Annotated in this window: 18 protein-coding genes; 16 read left to right on the forward strand and 2 right to left on the reverse strand. The window is 51.0% G+C overall.

Annotation, left to right across the window (positions count from 1 at the left end):
- Positions 1-105: 105 nt before the first annotated feature.
- Positions 106-909: an IclR family transcriptional regulator gene (locus tag AC07OI_RS16690; protein ID WP_495257990.1), complete on the forward strand. Its 804-nt coding sequence runs from the start codon at positions 106-108 to the stop codon at positions 907-909.
- Between the two features lie 10 nt (positions 910-919).
- Here the strand turns inward: AC07OI_RS16690 and AC07OI_RS16695 are convergent, their stop codons facing one another.
- Positions 920-1,486 carry a glutathione peroxidase gene (locus AC07OI_RS16695; RefSeq protein ID WP_492704802.1) on the reverse strand — a complete coding sequence of 189 codons (567 nt, stop codon included), beginning with the start codon at positions 1,484-1,486 and terminating at the stop codon, positions 920-922.
- 397 nt (positions 1,487-1,883) lie between these two features.
- Between AC07OI_RS16695 and AC07OI_RS16700 the strand changes: the two genes are divergently transcribed.
- The 15 genes from AC07OI_RS16700 to rfaE2 all read left to right on the forward strand — a co-directional run bounded on the left by AC07OI_RS16700 (position 1,884) and on the right by rfaE2 (position 15,787).
- Complete coding sequence (locus AC07OI_RS16700; RefSeq protein WP_495257991.1) at positions 1,884-2,903, forward strand: sulfate ABC transporter substrate-binding protein; 1,020 nt, start codon at positions 1,884-1,886, stop codon at positions 2,901-2,903.
- 31 nt (positions 2,904-2,934) lie between these two features.
- Complete coding sequence (ssuE, locus tag AC07OI_RS16705) at positions 2,935-3,507, forward strand: NADPH-dependent FMN reductase (RefSeq protein ID WP_495257992.1); 573 nt, start codon at positions 2,935-2,937, stop codon at positions 3,505-3,507.
- 104 nt (positions 3,508-3,611) lie between these two features.
- Positions 3,612-4,592: a sulfonate ABC transporter substrate-binding protein gene (locus AC07OI_RS16710; RefSeq protein WP_492704807.1), complete on the forward strand. Its 981-nt coding sequence runs from the start codon at positions 3,612-3,614 to the stop codon at positions 4,590-4,592.
- Between the two features lie 5 nt (positions 4,593-4,597).
- The gene (locus AC07OI_RS16715; protein ID WP_495257993.1) at positions 4,598-5,578 is read left to right on the forward strand and encodes a sulfonate ABC transporter substrate-binding protein; all 981 of its coding nucleotides are present in this window, start codon (positions 4,598-4,600) and stop codon (positions 5,576-5,578) included.
- Between the two features lie 120 nt (positions 5,579-5,698).
- Positions 5,699-6,844, forward strand: coding sequence for an FMNH2-dependent alkanesulfonate monooxygenase (gene ssuD / locus AC07OI_RS16720; RefSeq protein ID WP_495258103.1), 1,146 nt, complete (start codon positions 5,699-5,701; stop codon positions 6,842-6,844).
- A gap of 9 nt (positions 6,845-6,853) precedes the next feature.
- Positions 6,854-7,738: an aliphatic sulfonate ABC transporter permease SsuC gene (gene ssuC / locus AC07OI_RS16725; RefSeq protein WP_495257994.1), complete on the forward strand. Its 885-nt coding sequence runs from the start codon at positions 6,854-6,856 to the stop codon at positions 7,736-7,738.
- Entirely contained in the window at positions 7,738-8,661 is a 924-nt protein-coding gene (locus tag AC07OI_RS16730; RefSeq protein ID WP_492705050.1) for an ATP-binding cassette domain-containing protein, read from the forward strand. The genes ssuC and AC07OI_RS16730 overlap by 1 nt, the downstream gene beginning before the upstream one ends.
- Before the next feature lie 18 nt (positions 8,662-8,679).
- Positions 8,680-8,895: a TOBE domain-containing protein gene (locus AC07OI_RS16735; protein WP_110256421.1), complete on the forward strand. Its 216-nt coding sequence runs from the start codon at positions 8,680-8,682 to the stop codon at positions 8,893-8,895.
- 25 nt (positions 8,896-8,920) lie between these two features.
- Positions 8,921-9,766: an EAL domain-containing protein gene (locus tag AC07OI_RS16740; RefSeq protein ID WP_492704813.1), complete on the forward strand. Its 846-nt coding sequence runs from the start codon at positions 8,921-8,923 to the stop codon at positions 9,764-9,766.
- Between the two features lie 273 nt (positions 9,767-10,039).
- A complete protein-coding gene (cysT, locus tag AC07OI_RS16745) occupies positions 10,040-10,894 on the forward strand; it encodes a sulfate ABC transporter permease subunit CysT (protein ID WP_495257995.1) in 855 nt (284 codons plus the stop codon).
- A 2-nt stretch (positions 10,895-10,896) separates the two neighbouring features.
- Positions 10,897-11,802, forward strand: a complete 906-nt coding sequence (cysW, locus tag AC07OI_RS16750) for a sulfate ABC transporter permease subunit CysW (RefSeq protein WP_495257996.1) — start codon at positions 10,897-10,899, stop codon at positions 11,800-11,802.
- An 18-nt stretch (positions 11,803-11,820) separates the two neighbouring features.
- The gene (locus tag AC07OI_RS16755) at positions 11,821-12,885 is read left to right on the forward strand and encodes a sulfate/molybdate ABC transporter ATP-binding protein (RefSeq protein WP_492704819.1); all 1,065 of its coding nucleotides are present in this window, start codon (positions 11,821-11,823) and stop codon (positions 12,883-12,885) included.
- An 18-nt stretch (positions 12,886-12,903) separates the two neighbouring features.
- Positions 12,904-13,836, forward strand: coding sequence for a CysB family HTH-type transcriptional regulator (locus tag AC07OI_RS16760; protein ID WP_492704821.1), 933 nt, complete (start codon positions 12,904-12,906; stop codon positions 13,834-13,836).
- A gap of 311 nt (positions 13,837-14,147) precedes the next feature.
- On the forward strand, positions 14,148-15,011 hold the full coding sequence (locus tag AC07OI_RS16765) for a ferritin-like domain-containing protein (RefSeq protein ID WP_492704822.1): 864 nt from the start codon (positions 14,148-14,150) through the stop codon (positions 15,009-15,011).
- A gap of 296 nt (positions 15,012-15,307) precedes the next feature.
- Positions 15,308-15,787, forward strand: a complete 480-nt coding sequence (rfaE2, locus tag AC07OI_RS16770) for a D-glycero-beta-D-manno-heptose 1-phosphate adenylyltransferase (RefSeq protein ID WP_492704824.1) — start codon at positions 15,308-15,310, stop codon at positions 15,785-15,787.
- On the opposite strand, the gene AC07OI_RS16775 is transcribed toward rfaE2, so the two are convergent.
- Positions 15,776-18,262, reverse strand: coding sequence for a sensor domain-containing protein (locus AC07OI_RS16775; protein WP_492704825.1), 2,487 nt, complete (start codon positions 18,260-18,262; stop codon positions 15,776-15,778). The genes rfaE2 and AC07OI_RS16775 overlap by 12 nt on opposite strands.
- Between the last annotated feature and the right edge of the window lie 105 nt (positions 18,263-18,367).

Consider the following 18,367-nt stretch of genomic DNA (forward strand, 5'->3'; position numbering starts at 1 on the left):
CTTAAAAATGAAGCATGCGACAGAAAACAAGAATAAGCATTAATTCGTTATTTGTAAATGCATTTGTTAATAGTAAAATGAATTCAGATTAATCAAGAGGCAGCCATGGTAGAAAAAAGCAAGGAAAGACGCGGCATAGGCGCCATAGAAGTCGGCGGCCTGATCCTGAATGCCCTGGTCAGCTCTGGTCGTGCCATGTCCCTGGGTGATCTGGCGCGTGAGAGTGGCATGCCAGCTTCCAAGGCACATGCCTATCTGGTCAGCTTTGGTAAATTGGGGCTGGTGGAGCAGGATGCGGCCACTGGCGCTTACCAGCTTGGCCCTTTTGCACTGCAGATGGGCCTGGTCAGCCTGCAGCAAATGTCGCCAGTGAAGCTGGCGATACCTGAAATTACCCGTCTGGCAGCAAGCACAGATCAAACCGTCGCACTGGCGGTGTGGGGCAGTCATGGCCCTACCGTGGTGTACATCGCAGAATCCAGCCGCCCCATCCATGTGAATATGCATGCGGGCTCGGTGATGTCCATGCTGGGTACTGCAACAGGTTTGGTGTTTTCTGCTTTCTTGCCGCAAGCTTTGGTCGACAAGGTGATTATCAGGGAACTTAAAGATGAGCTGGTGATAGGGCAGGCAGGTGTACAGATGACAACCCGGGATATTGCTGGCGTACTGGCAGAGGTACGTGAACAGGGGCTGGCAAGGGCACAGGGTTTACCCATACCCGGCATCAATGCCCTCAGCGCACCGGTCTTCAATCATGCCCAGACACTGAGCCTGGTGATTACCGCTACTGGCCCCAAGGGCAGTTTTGATACAGACTGGCATGGAGAGCTGGCACAGGCTTTGCGCGCCAGTGCCAGCTCCTTGTCACATCAGTTGGGCTATATGTCCAAATCTGCGCCTAAATAAGAGGGAGTTATTATTCTGCCAGTGCCTTTTCTACATCGGCGACCAGCTTTTTATCGTCTGGTGTAGTAACGCTGGAATAAGCGGCCACCACATTACCTTTGCGGTCTATCAGGTATTTGTAAAAATTCCATTTAGGTGTCGTCCCCGTCGCCTTGATCATTTGCGCATACATGGGATTGACATCTTTGCCCATCACTGCAGACTTGCTGAACATGGGAAATTTCACACCATAGGTATTAAAGCAAAAATCGGCAATTTGTTTGTCATTGCCCGGTTCCTGCTTGCCAAAATCATTGGATGGAAAGCCTAGTACCACCAGGCCCTTGTCGCTGTATTTCGCATACATGGCTTCCAGACCTTCATACTGCTTGGTGAAACCACAATAACTGGCAGTATTTACGACCAGTGCGACCTTGCCCTTGTACTGGCAAAGATCTTGCGGCGCTTCATCTTGCAGGCGCTTGAATTTATGGTTCAACACAGCCGGACAGGCATCCCCGGTATCTGCCCACGCTCCCAATGAGCAAGTGATCAAACCCAAAAAAACAGCAACTTGAATTGGTGTGCGTCGCAACATGGCTAACTCCTGAAGAAGAGGATGTCATCTTAGCTCAGTCTTGCGGAAATATGTAGGTTGAAGACCAAGTGTTTAAGATGATGAGCAGACATCTTGCATCTGTTAATAAAGAGACAGGGCGATCAAGCAGTATTATATTTATAACGGTTTTTCTGCATACCTCTGTGCCCCGTCTTTAGTGCTGCAGGGAATTCGGGCGGGATACCCGCTCGCCTGTGTCACGAAGGCATCTTGCAAGATGCCTTTCCTTCCACTGTGGTGAGATTTTGGTTTTCGAACAGGCACTTTCGCATATGCCAAAAACGCATATAAAACATCGAAACACTTCGTTTTAATTTATATAGAGCCGTTTTATCCTGTACTCCTCATAAAAATTATTACTTCCCTGGACTTAGAAATGACGATCAAAAAAATAATCCTCGCAACAAGCATCGTAGCAAGCTTTGCTACCGCATTTTCATCTGCCGCAGTAGCGGCGGATATCAATCTGCTTAATGTTTCCTATGACCCAACCCGTGAGTTATATCAGGATGTGAACCAGGCTTTTGCCAAGCAATGGAAAGCCAAAACGGGTGACAATGTCACGATCAAACAATCGCATGGCGGTTCTGGCAAGCAGGCACGTGCGGTGATTGATGGCCTCGATGCTGACGTGGTGACACTGGCACTGGCCTATGACACTGATGCGTTGGCGGAAAAAGGCTTGCTCGACAAAGCCTGGCAAAAGCGCTTGCCGCACAATGCCTCCCCTTATTCTTCTACCATCGTCTTCCTGGTGCGCAAGGGCAATCCCAAGGGTATCAAGGACTGGGCTGACATCGTCAAACCTGGCGTGGCAGTGATCACACCTAATCCAAAAACTTCAGGCGGTGCGCGCTGGAACCATCTGGCAGCCTGGGGTTATGCCCTGAAATTGCCGGGCGGTAGCGAAGCCACGGCAAAAGAGTTTTTGTCCAAACTGTATAAAAACGTACCGGTGCTGGACTCTGGTGCTCGCGGTGCCACCACGACTTTTGTTGAACGTGGCATAGGCGACGTCTTGCTGGCATGGGAAAACGAAGCCCTGTTGGCTATCAAGGAACTGGGCCCGGACAAGGTAGAGATCGTGGCGCCATCCACCAGTATCCTCGCCGAACCTTCGGTCGCTGTGGTCGATAAAGTTGCAGACCGCCGTGGCACCCGCAAAGTGGCAGAAGCTTATCTGAACTACCTGTACACCGATGAAGGTCAGGACACGATCGCTAAACATTACTATCGCCCGACGACAGAAAAAGCCTCGAAAAAATATGCAGCACAATTTCCGAAATTGAAATTGTTTACCATTGATGACACTTTCGGTGGCTGGACCAAGGCGCAAAAAGAGCATTTTGCTGACGGCGGAATTTTTGACCAGATTTATCAACCAGGCAAAAAATAAGCTTCGTATTTAGAAAACCGGAGGCAAGAAAATGCGCATCTTACTGCTGTCGGGAAGCCCCTCTTCCCCCTCACGTTCAGCACGTTTGCTGAATCATGTGGGTATCAAGCTCAATGAACAAGGGCAGCGTACCAGCAGTCTGCATGTCCGTGACTTGCCTGCCCAGGCTTTGATGCATGCTGATTTTTCTGATCCAGAATTATCGGCGGCAAAAAGCCTGTTGGCCAGGGCGGATGCGATAGTAATTGCGACGCCCATTTACAAAGCAGCATATAGCGGCTTGTTGAAAAGTTTTCTGGATATCCTGCCGCAGGATGGTCTCGCCGGGAAACTGGTCTTGCCGCTGGCAACCGGCGGCAGCCAATCGCATATGCTGGCGCTTGATTACGGGCTGCGCCCTGTGCTTGCATCATTGTCGGCACGGCATATTTTGCCCAGTATTTATGCGACTGATGCACAAGTCACCTGGTCTGAGCTGCATGGTTTACAACTTGATGCAGCCATACAAAACCGGGTGGAAGATGGCGTACAACTCTTGCTTGATAGCCTGAGTTTGTTACGCAGCCCGGTACAGGCGGTACCTGAAGCACTTCTGCCTTGTTGATGATCTTGATGATCTAAGTACAGATTTAAACCTCAAAAATACATTTCCTTTCATGCTGGCGAGCCTGGCAGGGGGAAGCCTTGTCAAAAAAATGAAAGTAGAAAATGAGCCGCAAATTTCAAGTCACCAGCAAAGCAAAACGTCTTACCCTGACCCGCCTGTCTGCCCTGACAGCCGCCGCCCTGAGTGTGGTCTTGCCAAAAGCCTTTGCCCAGAACAAGAGCAGTCTGCGCATAGGCTATCAGAAGTATGGAACACTGACTGTACTGAAAGGGACAGGGGCGCTGGATAAGCGTCTGGCTGGTCTGAGTGTCGATGTCAAGTGGACAGAGTTTCCAGCAGGCCCGCAATTGCTGGAAGGCTTGAATGTAGGCAGCATCGATTTTGGTACGACGGGTGAAGCACCACCGATTTTTGCCCAAGCTGCCGGTGCAGATTTATTGTATGTCGGTAATGAACCGCCAGCACCAGGTGGTGAAGCCATCATCGTCCCCAAGAATTCCAGCTTGAAATCAGTAGCAGAACTCAAGGGTAAAAAAGTCGTTTTGAACAAAGGTTCCAACGTCCATTACCTGCTGGTGAAGGTGCTGGAAAAAGCCGGGCTGAATTACAAGGATGTTGAAGTCATCTTCTTGCCGCCTGCCGATGCGCGTGCTGCGTTCGAGCGCGGCAGTGTCGATGCATGGGTGATCTGGGACCCGTTCCTGGCTGCCGCTGAAAAGCAACTGGGTGCCAGGGTACTGGCTGATGGTAAAGGCGTGGTCAGCAATCACCAGTTCTATCTGGCAGCGCGGCCTTATGCGCAAAAAAGTCCTGAAGTTTTGCGCATCGTTCTCGAAGAACTGGCCAAGGTCGATGAATGGGCTGCAAAAAATCATAAGGAAGTTGCCAGCATACTGGCTACGCAAACCGGGCTGGAAACCAGCATCGTGGAATTGTCGACTTCACGCTTTGGTTTTGGCGTCAAGCCGCTCACTGAGCAAGTCATCAAGGAACAACAAAGCATAGCTGACACCTTTGCAGATCTGAAGCTGATACCCAAGCGCATCAATATCCGTGATGCGGTATTTGCAGTCAAGACCTGAGGTGAATGATGAAATTGTCTGCCATCCGCCGCCTGTTATTGACTCTTGCTTTGAGCAGCATGCTGCCTGCAGCAGCCTTTGCCGCAGCAAATGATCTACCTAAAGAGTTACCTAAAGAGTTGCGCATAGGTTTTCAAAAAAGTTCAGTCAACCTGACTCTGCTGAAACACAGGCAAGCGCTGGAACAGCAATTGAAAGGTGTGAAAGTTACCTGGTTTGAATTTACAGCAGGCCCGCAAATGCTGGAAGCCCTGTCAGTTGGCAGTATAGACTTTGCCACTACCGGTGAACCGCCGCCTATCTTTGCCCAGTCTGCGGGCAGCAATCTGGTGTATGTCGGCGCTGAACCTGCCAAGCCAGGCGTCAGTGCGATCTTGGTGAAACCGGATTCGAGCATACGCACACTGGCAGATTTGAAGGGCAAGAAGATCGCCATTCAAAAAGGATCAAGCGCGCATTACCATGTTTTACGTGCCGTGCAACAGGCTGGTTTGCAGTGGTCAGACATTACTCCTGTCTACCTGGCGCCGGCTGATGCGCGTGCAGCTTTCGAGCGTGGCAGTGTTGATGTATGGGCTATCTGGGACCCGTACTGGGCAGCAATCGAACAAAGTGCCGCGCCAAGAATATTGGCGACTGGCAAGGGGCTGGTCAACAATCTGTCGCACTATTTGTCAGCACGCAGCTTTGCCGACAAATATCCCAAAGTCATACAAGTGCTGTTTGAAGAACTGACACGCAGCGACACTTTCGTGCAAAAGAATCGCGATGAGGCAGTGGCCATCATTGCCGCCAGCACTGGTCTGGATAAGCCAACCATCGCCAGTTTTCTGGAGCGCCGGCCACGTTCTCCAGTGGTGTATTTGACCCAAAATATAGTCGATGAACAGCAAAGAGTTGCTGACAATTTCTATCAACAAAAATTGATACCCAAAGCTGTCATTGTGCGTGATGCAGTATGGCTGCCACTGGGCACGAAATTATGAGAGGCTCTCGCAAAATTAATCTGGCGTTGTTGCGCCGTCTTGCCGGGGGCGCCTAGCCAGCTTAATTTTGCAAAAGCCTCTAACTATGACACTAGAAAAATACAGGAGCAAATAATGAGTTTGAATATATTCTGGTTCATCCCTACACACGGCGATAGCCGCTATCTGGGAACTACGCAAGGCGCACGTCAGGTCAGCCATGACTACCTGAAACAGATTGCGGTTGCGGCAGATACCCAGGGTTACGATGGCGTGCTCTTGCCGACTGGCCGTTCTTGCGAAGATGCCTGGGTAGTCGCCTCCAGTTTGATAGGCGCGACCAGCAAGCTGAAATTTCTGGTGGCGATACGTCCGGGTTTGAGTAGCCCCGGCCTGGCTGTGCGCATGGCCGCTACCTTTGACCGTTTATCCAAAGGGCGTTTGTTGATCAATATCGTTACCGGTGGTGATCAGGGTGAGTTGGAAGCCGATGGCGTATTTGCCGATCATGAAAAACGCTATGAAATCACCGACGAATTCCTGCGCGTCTGGCGCGCTTCGCTTTCCGGCGAGGGTGGGGATGCCGGTTATGATTTCGAAGGCAAGCATATTACGGTCAAGGCTGCCAAGACTTTGTACCCTGCTTTGCAAAAGCCTTATCCGCCCTTGTATTTTGGCGGTTCTTCTGAACCAGCGCATGAGCTGGCCGCAGAACAGGTGGATGTTTACCTGACCTGGGGTGAACCACCTGCAGCCGTGGCGGCCAAGATTGCTGACATGCGAGAACGCGCAGCCAGACATGGCAGGACCTTGCGCTTTGGCATACGCCTGCATGTCATCGTGCGTGAAACCAACGATGAAGCCTGGAAAGCCGCAGAAGACCTGATCCGTTATGTCGATGACGATGTCATCGCCCGTGCCCAGGCTGCATTCTCCAGGATGGATTCAGTCGGCCAGCAACGCATGATCGCCCTGCATGGTGGCAAGCGCGACAAGCTGGAGGTGTCGCCCAACTTGTGGGCTGGCGTAGGTCTGGTGCGCGGTGGCGCGGGAACTGCTTTGGTGGGCGACCCTGAAACTGTGGCGGCACGCATCAAGGAATATCAGGCACTGGGCATAGACACTTTTATTTTCTCAGGCTATCCACACCTGGAAGAATCTTACCGTTTCTCAGAACTGGTATTCCCTCTGATAGGCAAGGAAGTGCCCGGTGTTTCCAGCAGTCTGACTGGCCCGTTTGGTGAAGTCATGGCCAATGGCATCGTCCCCAAGGTATCACAAAGCTAGGGAGGCAATATGGGACCAATGATTACTGAAGTGAGCGAATTTGCTGCCACCTATGTGCAGGGTGGCTCCAGCCATGCAGCACAGTTCACGACAAAAAAGCCGGATGTCTTTCATCAGGCCAGCGTGCGCCTGCTGAAGCGGGGTTTGCCGTGGCTGGTACCAGTAGCATTGATCCTGTTCTGGCAACTGGCGGCGCAGACTGGCTGGTTATCGAGCCGTATCTTGCCTGAACCGTTGGCGGTGATAAAAGCATTCTGGACACTGGCAGCCTCTGGTGAAATCTGGGTGCATGCCAAGACCAGTTTATGGCGCGCGATTTCCGGCTTTGCAGTAGGTGGCGGACTGGGTCTTTTGCTGGGTTTGCTGACAGGTAGTTTCCGCTTCGCAGAAACCTTGCTGGATACGACGCTGCAAATGGTCAGGAATATTCCTGCCCTGGCCTTGATACCGCTGGTGATTTTGTGGTTTGGTATTGATGAGGCAGCCAAGCTGTTCCTGGTATCGGTGGGCGTATTTTTTCCCGTCTACCTGAACACCTTTCATGGCATACGCACCGTAGATAAAGGCTTGATAGAAATGGCACAAAGCTATGGGCTGTCTGGCTGGGCTTTATATCGCGATGTGATCTTGCCAGGCGCTTTGCCTTCAATATTGGTGGGTGTGCGTTTTTCCCTTGGTCTGGTGTGGGTCTTGCTGATCGTCGCAGAAACCATTTCTGCCCAGGCTGGCATAGGCTATATGACCATGAATGCACGTGAATTTTTACAGACCGATGTGGTGCTGGTTGGCATACTTTTATATGCCTTGCTGGGTAAGCTGGCCGATGTGTTGTCAAAGGCGGGGGAACAGTATTTCCTGCGCTGGCATCCGGGCTATCAGAGGAGGGCAGCATGATGCGTCAATTTCCAGAATTTCCCATGAGTGCTGTTGCAGACATTGTAGCCTTGCGCGATGAGCTTGATGGTGGTTGGGAGCAGACAGCCAAAAGTGAATGGCTGCCCCTACCTGGCGATGTAGGGCGTACAACAGGCAGCACTGGTACTGAACTCAATCTGCGTCTCATACAAAAGTCGTATCAGGGCCGCCAGGTATTGAAGTCACTGAATTTGCACATAGAACCCGGCGAATTTGTCGCCGTCATAGGCCGCAGTGGTTGCGGCAAGAGTACTTTGTTGCGTTTGATTGCAGGTCTGGAACAGGCTGATAGCGGTAGTCTGGAATTTGGTACAGAGCAAACGCAAGATAAGCCAGATACCAGGGTGATGTTTCAGGATTCTCGCCTGTTACCTTGGAAGTCTGTGATCGCCAACGTAGCACTGGGTCTGGGCAGTGACAAGACCAGGGCCTGTCAGGCTCTGGAAAAGGTCGCGCTGGCAGAGCGCGCTGACGAGTGGCCATCGGTATTGTCCGGTGGCCAGCGTCAGCGTGTTGCGCTGGCAAGGGCCCTGGTGCATGAACCTGCCCTGTTATTACTTGATGAACCATTGGGGGCACTCGATGCACTGACCCGCATTGAAATGCAAAACCTGATTGAAAGCCTGTGGCAGCAGCGTGGCTTCACTGCTGTACTGGTGACCCACGATGTGCAGGAGGCCATTGCCCTGGCAGACCGTGTGATCCTGATAGAAGATGGTCAGATCACACTTGATACCAGAATCGACTTACCCCGCCCGCGCGCGCGCGGCAATCCAAAATTTGCCGAACTGGAAGAACGTATCTTGCAGCGTGTATTGCAAAAACCGTCAGTAACACCTGACACTGAATTAGGCGACTTGTCCTTGCACAGGACTGTGCATCAGGTCGCCTGGGCTATTTAAACTTTTTTAGGATTTACCATGAGCATACAAGCTATCAACGTACGTAATCAATTTCGCGGCAAGATCAAGGCCATCATCGAAGGATCAGTTGTGTCCGAAGTCGATGTCGAGACGCCGGCAGGCATCGTCACTTCTGTCATTACTACACGCTCCATCAAGGACTTGAACCTGGTCATCGGTTCAGAAGTCGTGGCGTTGGTAAAAGCGACAGAAGTTTCTATCGCCAAGTTATAGATAGAATTTTTAAGCTGAGGCAGGCATGCATTCTCCCGCATTGCAAAACTATCTGAGTCGTCTGCAAAGTACGCTGGCCACCACCAACTTGTGGCTGGATGAACAAGGGCGTGCCCGCGGACGTTATTTTAATTCCACACTGACCAGCGCCTTCCAGGCCATACGTGCTGGTGATGATGGCCGTATTGTTGCCTATGAGGCGTACGCACGTAGTTATGCCAGTGATGACCAGGGTCTGAATATCTGGAAATTGCTGGAAAACGCCGCCAATGATGATGAGTCGGTAGAACTGGACCGTTTATGTCGGCTCTTGCATGCCCTGAATTTTTATCGGCAGCCAGAAAGTAGCAAGCTGGATTTATATCTGAGTGTGCATAGCCGCTTGCTGGCGGCAGTGGAGGGGAATCATGGCATGGCCTTCCGCCGCATCCTTGATGTGCTGGAATTGCCACACCCGGATATTGTCTTGCAATTGCCACAGATTACGCCCAGCCAGCGCTGGGTGTTGACCCATGTTGCAGAGAATTACCGGCGCAATGGTTTCCGCATAGGCTTGCACGCAGCAAGTCTTGAACAGGCAGCAGACTTGCTGGAACGCATACGGCCTGCTTCCATCAAGGTTGATATCAGTCTGGCCAATGATGCAGAGGCGCAGGTGCGTTTGCTGGAACAGGCTGACCGCGCGCAGTGCCACATCATCTTTCGCCGTATAGAAAACCAGAAACGCCTGCAGACATTGCGCGATGCCAACCAGACTGCCAGTCCTTATCTGTTGCAGGGGTTCTTGTTTGATTTGCCTAAAGCGGCTTTATTAAGCCGTGAAGAAAGCAAGCTGACTTTCCATTACGAAGAAGAATTCAAACTGGCCTGAGTTTTTCAATATCAAGCAAATAAGCGCAGGGATCACGAATGCAATGATTGCAGAGGTGGTCTCTGCTTTTTTGCGTTCTGCATATGTAAAGCGGGAAATGGGTAGTCCATCGCCAATCCAGTGTCTTATGAATAATATTTTGGCATTTTCGCTTGTTAACGACTAATCTATATGCGAAAAACGCATTTAAGCATAAGAAAAAATTCGTTTTCTATATAACAAAATACTGGGAAGATTGCTCATCGATAGTCATATCTGTAATAAAGGCTAAGCATGGCGCAGTTTCTAGGATCAAATAAAAAGGCAAGGCGGGTGATACCCGGCTTTCACCTTTCTCTAGGGTTTACCCTGTTTTATCTGGGCTTGATCGTCCTGATACCGCTTTCTGCCGTGTTCCTGAAAACTTTCACCATGACCTGGGAAGCTTTCTGGAACACCGTCACTTCTGACCGTGTGATGGCTTCTTACCGCCTGACTTTTGGTGCTTCCCTGCTGGGTGCGCTGATCAATGTCTTCTTTGGCGGCATCGTTGCCTGGGTGCTGGTGCGTTACAAGTTTCCTGGCAAACGACTCATCGATGCGTTGGTTGACTTGCCATTTGCCCTGCCTACCGCTGTCGCAGGTATTACCCTGGCTACCCTGTATGCACCAAATGGCTGGATAGGCAAATTGCTGACACCACTTGGCATTAAGGTTGCCTACACGCCTCTGGGTATTTTGATTGCCCTGACTTTTATCGGCCTGCCTTTTGTGGTGCGCACAGTCCAGCCTGTACTGGAAGAAGCCGAAAAAGAACTGGAAGAAGCCGCCGTCAGCCTCGGGGCCAGCCACCTGCAAACCTTTTTACGCGTGATATTACCCAGCATTTTACCGGCCCTGCTGACAGGTTTTGCACTGGCCTTTGCCCGCGCCACTGGCGAATATGGTTCAGTGATTTTTATCGCTGGCAACATGCCCATGATTTCTGAAATTACGCCGCTATTCATGATTACCAAACTTGAACAATATGATTATGCCGGGGCGACGGCGATTGCCGTGGTCATGCTCTTACTGTCATTTAGCCTGCTGCTGACGATTAATGCGCTGCAAGCCTGGACGCGCAGCCGCCAAAATGCAGGGAGAGATTAATTATGACTAGCGCCACCATCACTACGCCGGTCAAGACGCCCGTCGCTACCCGCAGACATGAACCCGTGATTACGCCGGCAGCAACGCTGGAGCCGCTATGGGTACGCATCGTTTTGTCGGTTACCGCATTGCTTTTCCTGACACTGTTTTTGTTTATTCCACTGGCAGCCGTTTTTGCTGAAGCCTTGAAAAAGGGCTGGGAAGTTTATCTGGCAGCCATCATAGAACCAGATGCCTTGTCAGCAATCAAATTGACTTTGATAGCCGCCGGCATAGCCGTGCCGCTGAACCTGGTATTTGGTGTGGCTGCAGCCTGGACTATCGCCAAATTTGAATTCCGTGGCAAGAATGTTTTGCTGACGCTGATCGATTTACCGTTTTCGGTGTCACCGGTTATTTCTGGCCTGATCTATGTCTTGCTGTTTGGTGCCCAGGGCTGGTTTGGTGAATGGCTGCGTGAGCATGAGATCAAGATCTTGTTTGCTGTGCCAGGCATTGTGCTGGCGACCATTTTCGTGACTTTTCCATTCGTTGCCCGTGAATTGATACCGTTGATGCAGGCGCAAGGCAGTGAAGAAGAAGAAGCTGCACTGGTGCTCGGCGCATCCGGCTGGAAGACTTTCTGGTACGTGACTTTGCCAAATATTAAATGGGGTTTGCTGTATGGCGTGATCCTGTGTAATGCCCGTGCCATGGGTGAGTTTGGTGCAGTATCGGTAGTGTCTGGCCATATCCGCGGCGAGACCAATACCATGCCGCTGCAAGTCGAGATTTTATATAACGAGTACAACTTCACTGCCGCCTTTGCTGTCGCTTCATTGCTGACCCTGCTGGCCTTGCTGACACTCGCTTTGAAAACATTAGTCGAATGGCGTACCAATGAAAACCGCCAAGTACCACAAGAATAAAGAGAGAAGGGGTTCACCGTGAGTATCGCTGTTAATCAATTACAAAAACGCTTTGGCAATTTCACTGCGCTGGATAATGTCTCGCTGGATTTTCCAAATGGGGAATTGACAGCTTTGCTGGGACCTTCAGGCTGTGGCAAGACCACTTTGCTGCGCATTATCGCTGGTCTGGAATATGCGGACAGTGGTCAGGTTTTGCTCGATGGGCAAGATGCCTCGGCCCAGCACGTGCGTGAACGCCAGGTTGGTTTTGTGTTCCAGCACTATGCCTTGTTCAAGCATATGACGATTTTTGAAAACATCGCTTTCGGTTTGCGCGTCAAACCACGTCATCTGCGTCCGTCAGAAAGCGAGATCAAGGAAAAAGTCACCAAGTTGCTGGAACTGGTGCAGCTCGACTGGCTGGCTGACCGCTATCCACCACAATTGTCTGGTGGCCAGCGTCAGCGCATCGCGCTGGCCCGTGCATTGGCAGTGGAACCGCGTGTGCTTTTGCTGGATGAGCCTTTTGGCGCACTCGATGCCAAGGTGCGCAAGGAATTGCGCCGCTGGCTGCGTCGCCTGCATGATGAATTACATGTCACCAGTATTTTTGTCACGCATGACCAGGAAGAAGCACTGGAAGTAGCTGACAAGATTGTGCTGATGAATCATGGCAAGGTTGAGCAGGTAGGTGCGCCAGCCGAGGTGTACCATCATCCGGCCACACCTTTTGTTTACGGCTTCCTGGGTAATGTGAACCTGTTCCGTGGCCGCATCCATGAAGGCATACTTGATGCCGGTGGCGTGCCTTTTGAAGCACCTGGCCATGCCGATACCCGTGATGCTTTTGGTACTGGTTATGTGCGCCCGCACGAGCTGGAAATAGACCGCTATTCCCCTGGTGCGGCAGGTCTCAATGTGCAACTGCGCCGGGTCCACAGCATAGGCCCGCTGGCCCAACTGGAACTGGAAAGAGATGATAACGGCGAACTGGTCGAAGCCATGATTTCTACAGAACGCTATGAACAACTGAAACTTAAAGTCGGTGAAGCCCTGGTAGTGCGACCCAAGCGTCTCCATGTCTTTGTTGACACCCAATAATAAAGAATAAGGTAAGCCATGAATTTCCAACAACTACGCTCCATCCGTGAAGCTTCACGCCGCGGTTATAACCTGACCGAAGTGGCCAATGTATTGTTCACTTCCCAGCCCGGCGTCAGCCGCCAGATCCGTGAACTCGAAGAAGAACTGGGCGTCGATATTTTCGAACGCAATGGCAAACGCCTGACTGGCCTGACTGAGCCAGGCAAGGATATTTTGCCCATCATAGAAAGACTGTTGCTGGAGGCAGAAAACCTGCGTCAGGCTGGTGAAGATTATTCTGACCAGTCCAAGGGTACGCTTACGATAGCGACTACCCATACCCAGGCGCGCTATGTCTTGCCCAAGGTAGTGCAAGGTTTCCGTCAGGCCTTCCCGGATGTGCGCATAGCCCTGCAGCAAAGCTCACCTGAGCATATTGCTGAATGGGTACTGTCCGGCAAGGCGGATATCGGTATCGCTACTGAAGGTCTGTCGCAATTCAAGGACCTGGCATCTTTCGCCTGCTATGAATGGAATCACGTAGTTGTCGTACCAGAAGGACATCCACTTTTGAGCAAGGATGAACTGACACTGGAAGATCTGTCGAATTACCCATTGATTACCTATGATGTCGGCTTCACTGGCCGTGGTCATATTGATGATGCCTTCCGTCTGGCTGGCTTGCGTACCGATATCGTCCTGACTGCCATGGATTCTGACGTTATCCAGCAATATGTGGCACTGGGTCTGGGTGTGGGTCTGGTAGCGTCGATGGCAATAGAAGTGCAGCGTGCGCATGGTTTGAGAACTATTTCAGCCAGCCATTTGTTTGCATCAAATGTGACGCGTCTGGCAGTACGCCGGGGTGCCTATCTGCGCGCTTACACGTATGAATTCATACAACAGTTTGCACCTAATCTGGACAGGGATGAAGTTAGGCAGGCCGTCAGCGAAAACGAATTAGCTTAGACTCGCGCAAAACCGCCCCAGCTGCGTTGCAGCTCCGGCAGTTGATAAATTCGGTACTAAAGTACTGTCTTCGTCGCTACGGTGCAATCGGGGTTTCGGACAATATGTTGTCCGCCGATGAAACGAAGCTCCCTTGCAAGGGAGCTTTCCCAGGTAAGGCCTTGCTGGGACAATTTTGCGCAAGTCTTATCTTTCTGTTGTGTTGCGGCCTAAATTTTAAGCAATTCAGGTGCTGTCGTGAAGGTGTCACATCTCTCTGGTAAAATTAGGCAAATTATTCTAATTTCCGCAATTTTTATCAGAGGTTGACCATGCTTTACCCTGAATTGTTTAAGTCTTTGGAGCAAGTGCGCTGGAATATGGAGTCAGACATCCCCTGGGATAAATATGACGCCAGCAAATTGACGCCTGAGCAGGCGCAAACCATCAAGATGAATGCCATCACCGAATGGTCTGCCCTGCCTGCTACGGAGATGTTCTTGCGTGATAATAGGGGGGACAGTGATTTTTGCGCCTTCATGTCCATCTGGTTTTTTGAAGAACAAAAACATTCCCTGGTCTTGATGGAATACCTGCGCCGCTTCCACCCTGAACTGGTGCCTACGGAAAAAGAACTCGACAATGTACGCTTTGAGTTTGATCCTGCTCCACCGCTGGAAACCCTGATGCTGCATTTTTGCGGCGAAATCCGCCTGAACCACTGGTATCGTTGTGCCTCTGACTGGCATACCGAGCCTGTCATCAAGCATATCTACAAAATCATCAGCCAGGATGAGGCACGCCATGGCGGTGCTTATCTGCGCTATATGAAAAAGTCCCTGGCAGAAATGGGTGATGTGGCACGCGCTGCGTTTTCAAAAATTGGTGTCCTGATGGCATCTGCAAGGCGTACTGAAAAACCTCTGCACCCAACCAACTTGCATGTCAATCAGGCATTGTTCCCTAACGACACCATACAGTCCCGCCTGCCTGATCCGGACTGGCTGGAACGCTGGCTCGATGGCCAGATCAAGTTCGATGGCGTATGGGAAAAGAAAGTCGTTGACCGCATTTTGCACAATATGTCGCTGCTGTTTGAGCGTACTTTCGAAACCGTGCAAGACTTGAACCGCTACCGCAAGGAAGTCGCACAAAGACTGGTTATTTTGCCTGGCAGCTTGCCTAGTGCTGCCTAAACCTGGCTTGAGCCTGTACAATCGCCGCTATTCATTAGCGGCTTTTTTATTTGTACAATCAAGACCTCTCAACACGGAGGCACAGAGGAAAATCGCGTGGTTTTCCGTAAATTGGGCCGGGCCTCGCTAGGCTACGGTTTACCAGCCCAACACTGTGCCTTTGATAAACGAATACGTTATTTATACGCCGAGTGTTGGGCTGATGAAACGTAGCCCAACCTACAACAAATTACGATTTCGGTTTTCTCCATGCTTCTGTGGTGAGTGGTTTTTCAAAAAAATACTGAACTATTCCTATGCCAGAATTCGAAAAAAAACTCACCACACGCGAAGAATTATCCGAGCGTGTGCGTGCTTTACCAAAACCCGTGGTCATGACCAATGGCGTATTCGACATCCTGCATCGCGGCCATGTCAGCTATCTTGCTGACGCACGTGAATTTGGCGCTTCGCTGGTGGTCGCCGTGAATACCGATGCCTCGGTCAAGCGCCTGGGCAAAGGCGATGACCGGCCGGTGAATTCCTGTGAAGACCGCATGGCTGTATTGGCCGCACTGGAGGCAGTCAGCCTGGTGGTGGAGTTTGATGAAGATACTGCTTTGCAAGCAGTGCTGGCGGCACACCCTGATGTGTATGTCAAAGGCGGTGATTACGATATGACGGCCATACCTGAAGGCCAGGCCGTGCTGGCTTATGGTGGGACGGTAGCGGCGATTGATTTTGAGCATGACCGTTCGACCAGCAAATTGCTGGCCAAGGTCAGGTCAGCGACCTAGAGATTCTTGTTGCAGGAAGATTTCAAATTCTTCCGGCGGCAGCGGTTTGGCAAATAAATAACCCTGGGCGAAGTCGCAGCCCGCCTGCTTCAACAAGTCATGCTGCTGTTGCGTCTCCACTCCTTCGGCTATCACCTTCAAATCCAGCTTGTGCGCCATCATGATGATGGCTTCAGACAGAGCAATATCACTGGCATCTGTCGCCAGGTTGCGGATGAAGGATTGGTCTATCTTGAGGTAATCGATATCAAATTTCTTCAGGTAGGAAAGTGATGAATACCCGGTGCCAAAATCATCCAGTGCAACCTGTATCCCTGCGTCACGGAATTGCAAAAGCTTGCTGGTGATTTTTTGGCTGGCATCGAGCAGTAATCCTTCGGTAATCTCCACTGTAATTGCCTGTCCTGGCAGGTTTTGCTGTGTCAGTTCATGTATCCAGTTTACATAGCGTTCCTGATCGCCCTGAAATTCCATAGGAGACTGGTTGATACTGATCTGGAAGTCTGGATGATACAGTTCGCGCCATTTCTTGACCCAGCGTACTGCTTCGTGGAAAACCAGATCGCCAATAGCGACTATCAGGCCACTGGTCTCTGCTATCGGTATGAACTCCATGGGACTGATGAAGCCCCGCTGTGCATGTGGCCAGCGCACCAGGGCTTCGGCTTTTTGTATTTTCCCTGTATGGATATCGACGATGGGCTGGAAATACACGCGCAAGCTATTGTCTGCAATTGCCGCACGCAAGTCATTGGTCATGCGCAGACGCGCCAGCGCTGCAGTTTGCAGGCCGGGTGTGAAATAGCTGAAACGATTCCTGCCCTGTGCCTTGGCAGCATACATGGCTTGATCGGCATGTTTGATCAGGTCATCCAGATTGTCAGCATCACGCGGGTAAATGGTGATACCCACGCTGGCAGATAAATAGATTTCTTCACCTGCAAGCTGAAAAGGTGTGGACATGCTGCGGATGATGTTTTGTGCAATGGTTTCGGCACGGTTCTGCTCATGCATTTCTGGCAGCGAGACGGTAAATTCATCACCACCCAGACGTGCCACAGTATCGCTTTCCCTGACGCAGTTGCGTAGCCGGTGTGCGGCTTCTATCAGCAAGGCATCACCAGTGGAGTGGCCCAGGGTATCGTTGACTTCCTTGAAGAAATCCAGGTCTATGAACAATACGGCCAGTGCCAGTTTATTGCGCTTGCTGAGCTTGATATCGTGATCCAGCCTGTCATAAAACATGCGGCGGTTAGGCAAGCCAGTCAGGGTATCTATATTGGCTTGTTGCCAGATCAGGGCTTCGGTTTTTTTCTTTTCTGTGATGTCGAGAACAGTGCCCAGCATGCGCTGAGGGCGGCCATCCCTGTCCCATTCAACGACGGCACCGACCGAGAGTATCCAGGCCCACTCGCCACTGGCTTTCTTTTGACGGAATTCAACACGGTATTCGTCACTCTTGCCTTCCAGATGCTCCCTGAAAGCGCGTGCTGCCAAAGGGAAATCTGCAGGATGTACTCTGGCTGCCCAATTTTTTCTGTTTTCCTGAAAGCGCTCATGCGCATAACCCAGCATGAGCGCATATTCCGGGTTGACGATGGCATCCCCGGTCTGCACATTCAAATCATACAGACCCTGATGCGTGGCAGACAGCGCCATGCGCAGGCGTTCTTCACTCTCGCGCAGGGCGACTTCAGCCTGTTTTCTTTCTGAAATATCGGTATGAGTGCCGACTACGCGTACCGGGCTGCCCTGCGCGTCGCGCTGTATCACGGTACCGCGTGTCAGTATCCATTTCCAGCGACCATCCTTGCATTGCACACGGTGTTCATTGATATATATCGGCGTCTTGCCATCAAAGTGCGCCTGTCTGTCCAGGTACATTTGCTTCAGGTCGTCAGGATGAGTGCGTCTGTCCAGTTCTTCAGACAAGTCTGCTATCTCATCTTTTTCATAGCCATAGATTTCGCGCAGACGGTCAGACAATATCTCTATGCCAGTTTGTGGATACCAGTCCCAGACACCATCACCAGAACCTTCTAGCGCCAGTTGCCAGCGTTCTTCATGCAAATGTAATTGTTCCTCACTTTGTTTGCGCTGGCTGGTATCAATAATCATTGCGTAGCAGCCTTTGACTCTACCATTGTGGTCAAAGACTGGTAATAGCTGGGCAGAAATGTTGCGTGTCCCGCCATGCAGGTACGGAACTGTGGCTTCATACGCCAGGGATTTTCCACTTAATGCCTGGTCTACGTAGGAGCGCACATGCTGGAAAGCAGGTTCACCAATCACTTCGATCATGTGCTTATTGATAACGGCAGATCTGGGGACGCCAAACCAGTTGAGATACACCTGGTTAATAAATTGGTAGCGGTAAGTTACATCCACATAAGAGATGCAGACAGGCAACGCATCGATCAGATGCCGTAGCTGTTGAAGATTGTCTTCAAATTGCTCAATTCCCGAATTTTGCACGATCTTGTCCTGGCCTTGGTCTATGCCCTGAATACGGGGTCAAATTAAGGGGCCAAATTATAATTATCTGGAATCCGTTTCCCTGTAAGTATGCTAAAGGATTCT

This window comes from Undibacterium sp. GW821-FHT07F11 (assembly GCF_059418665.1).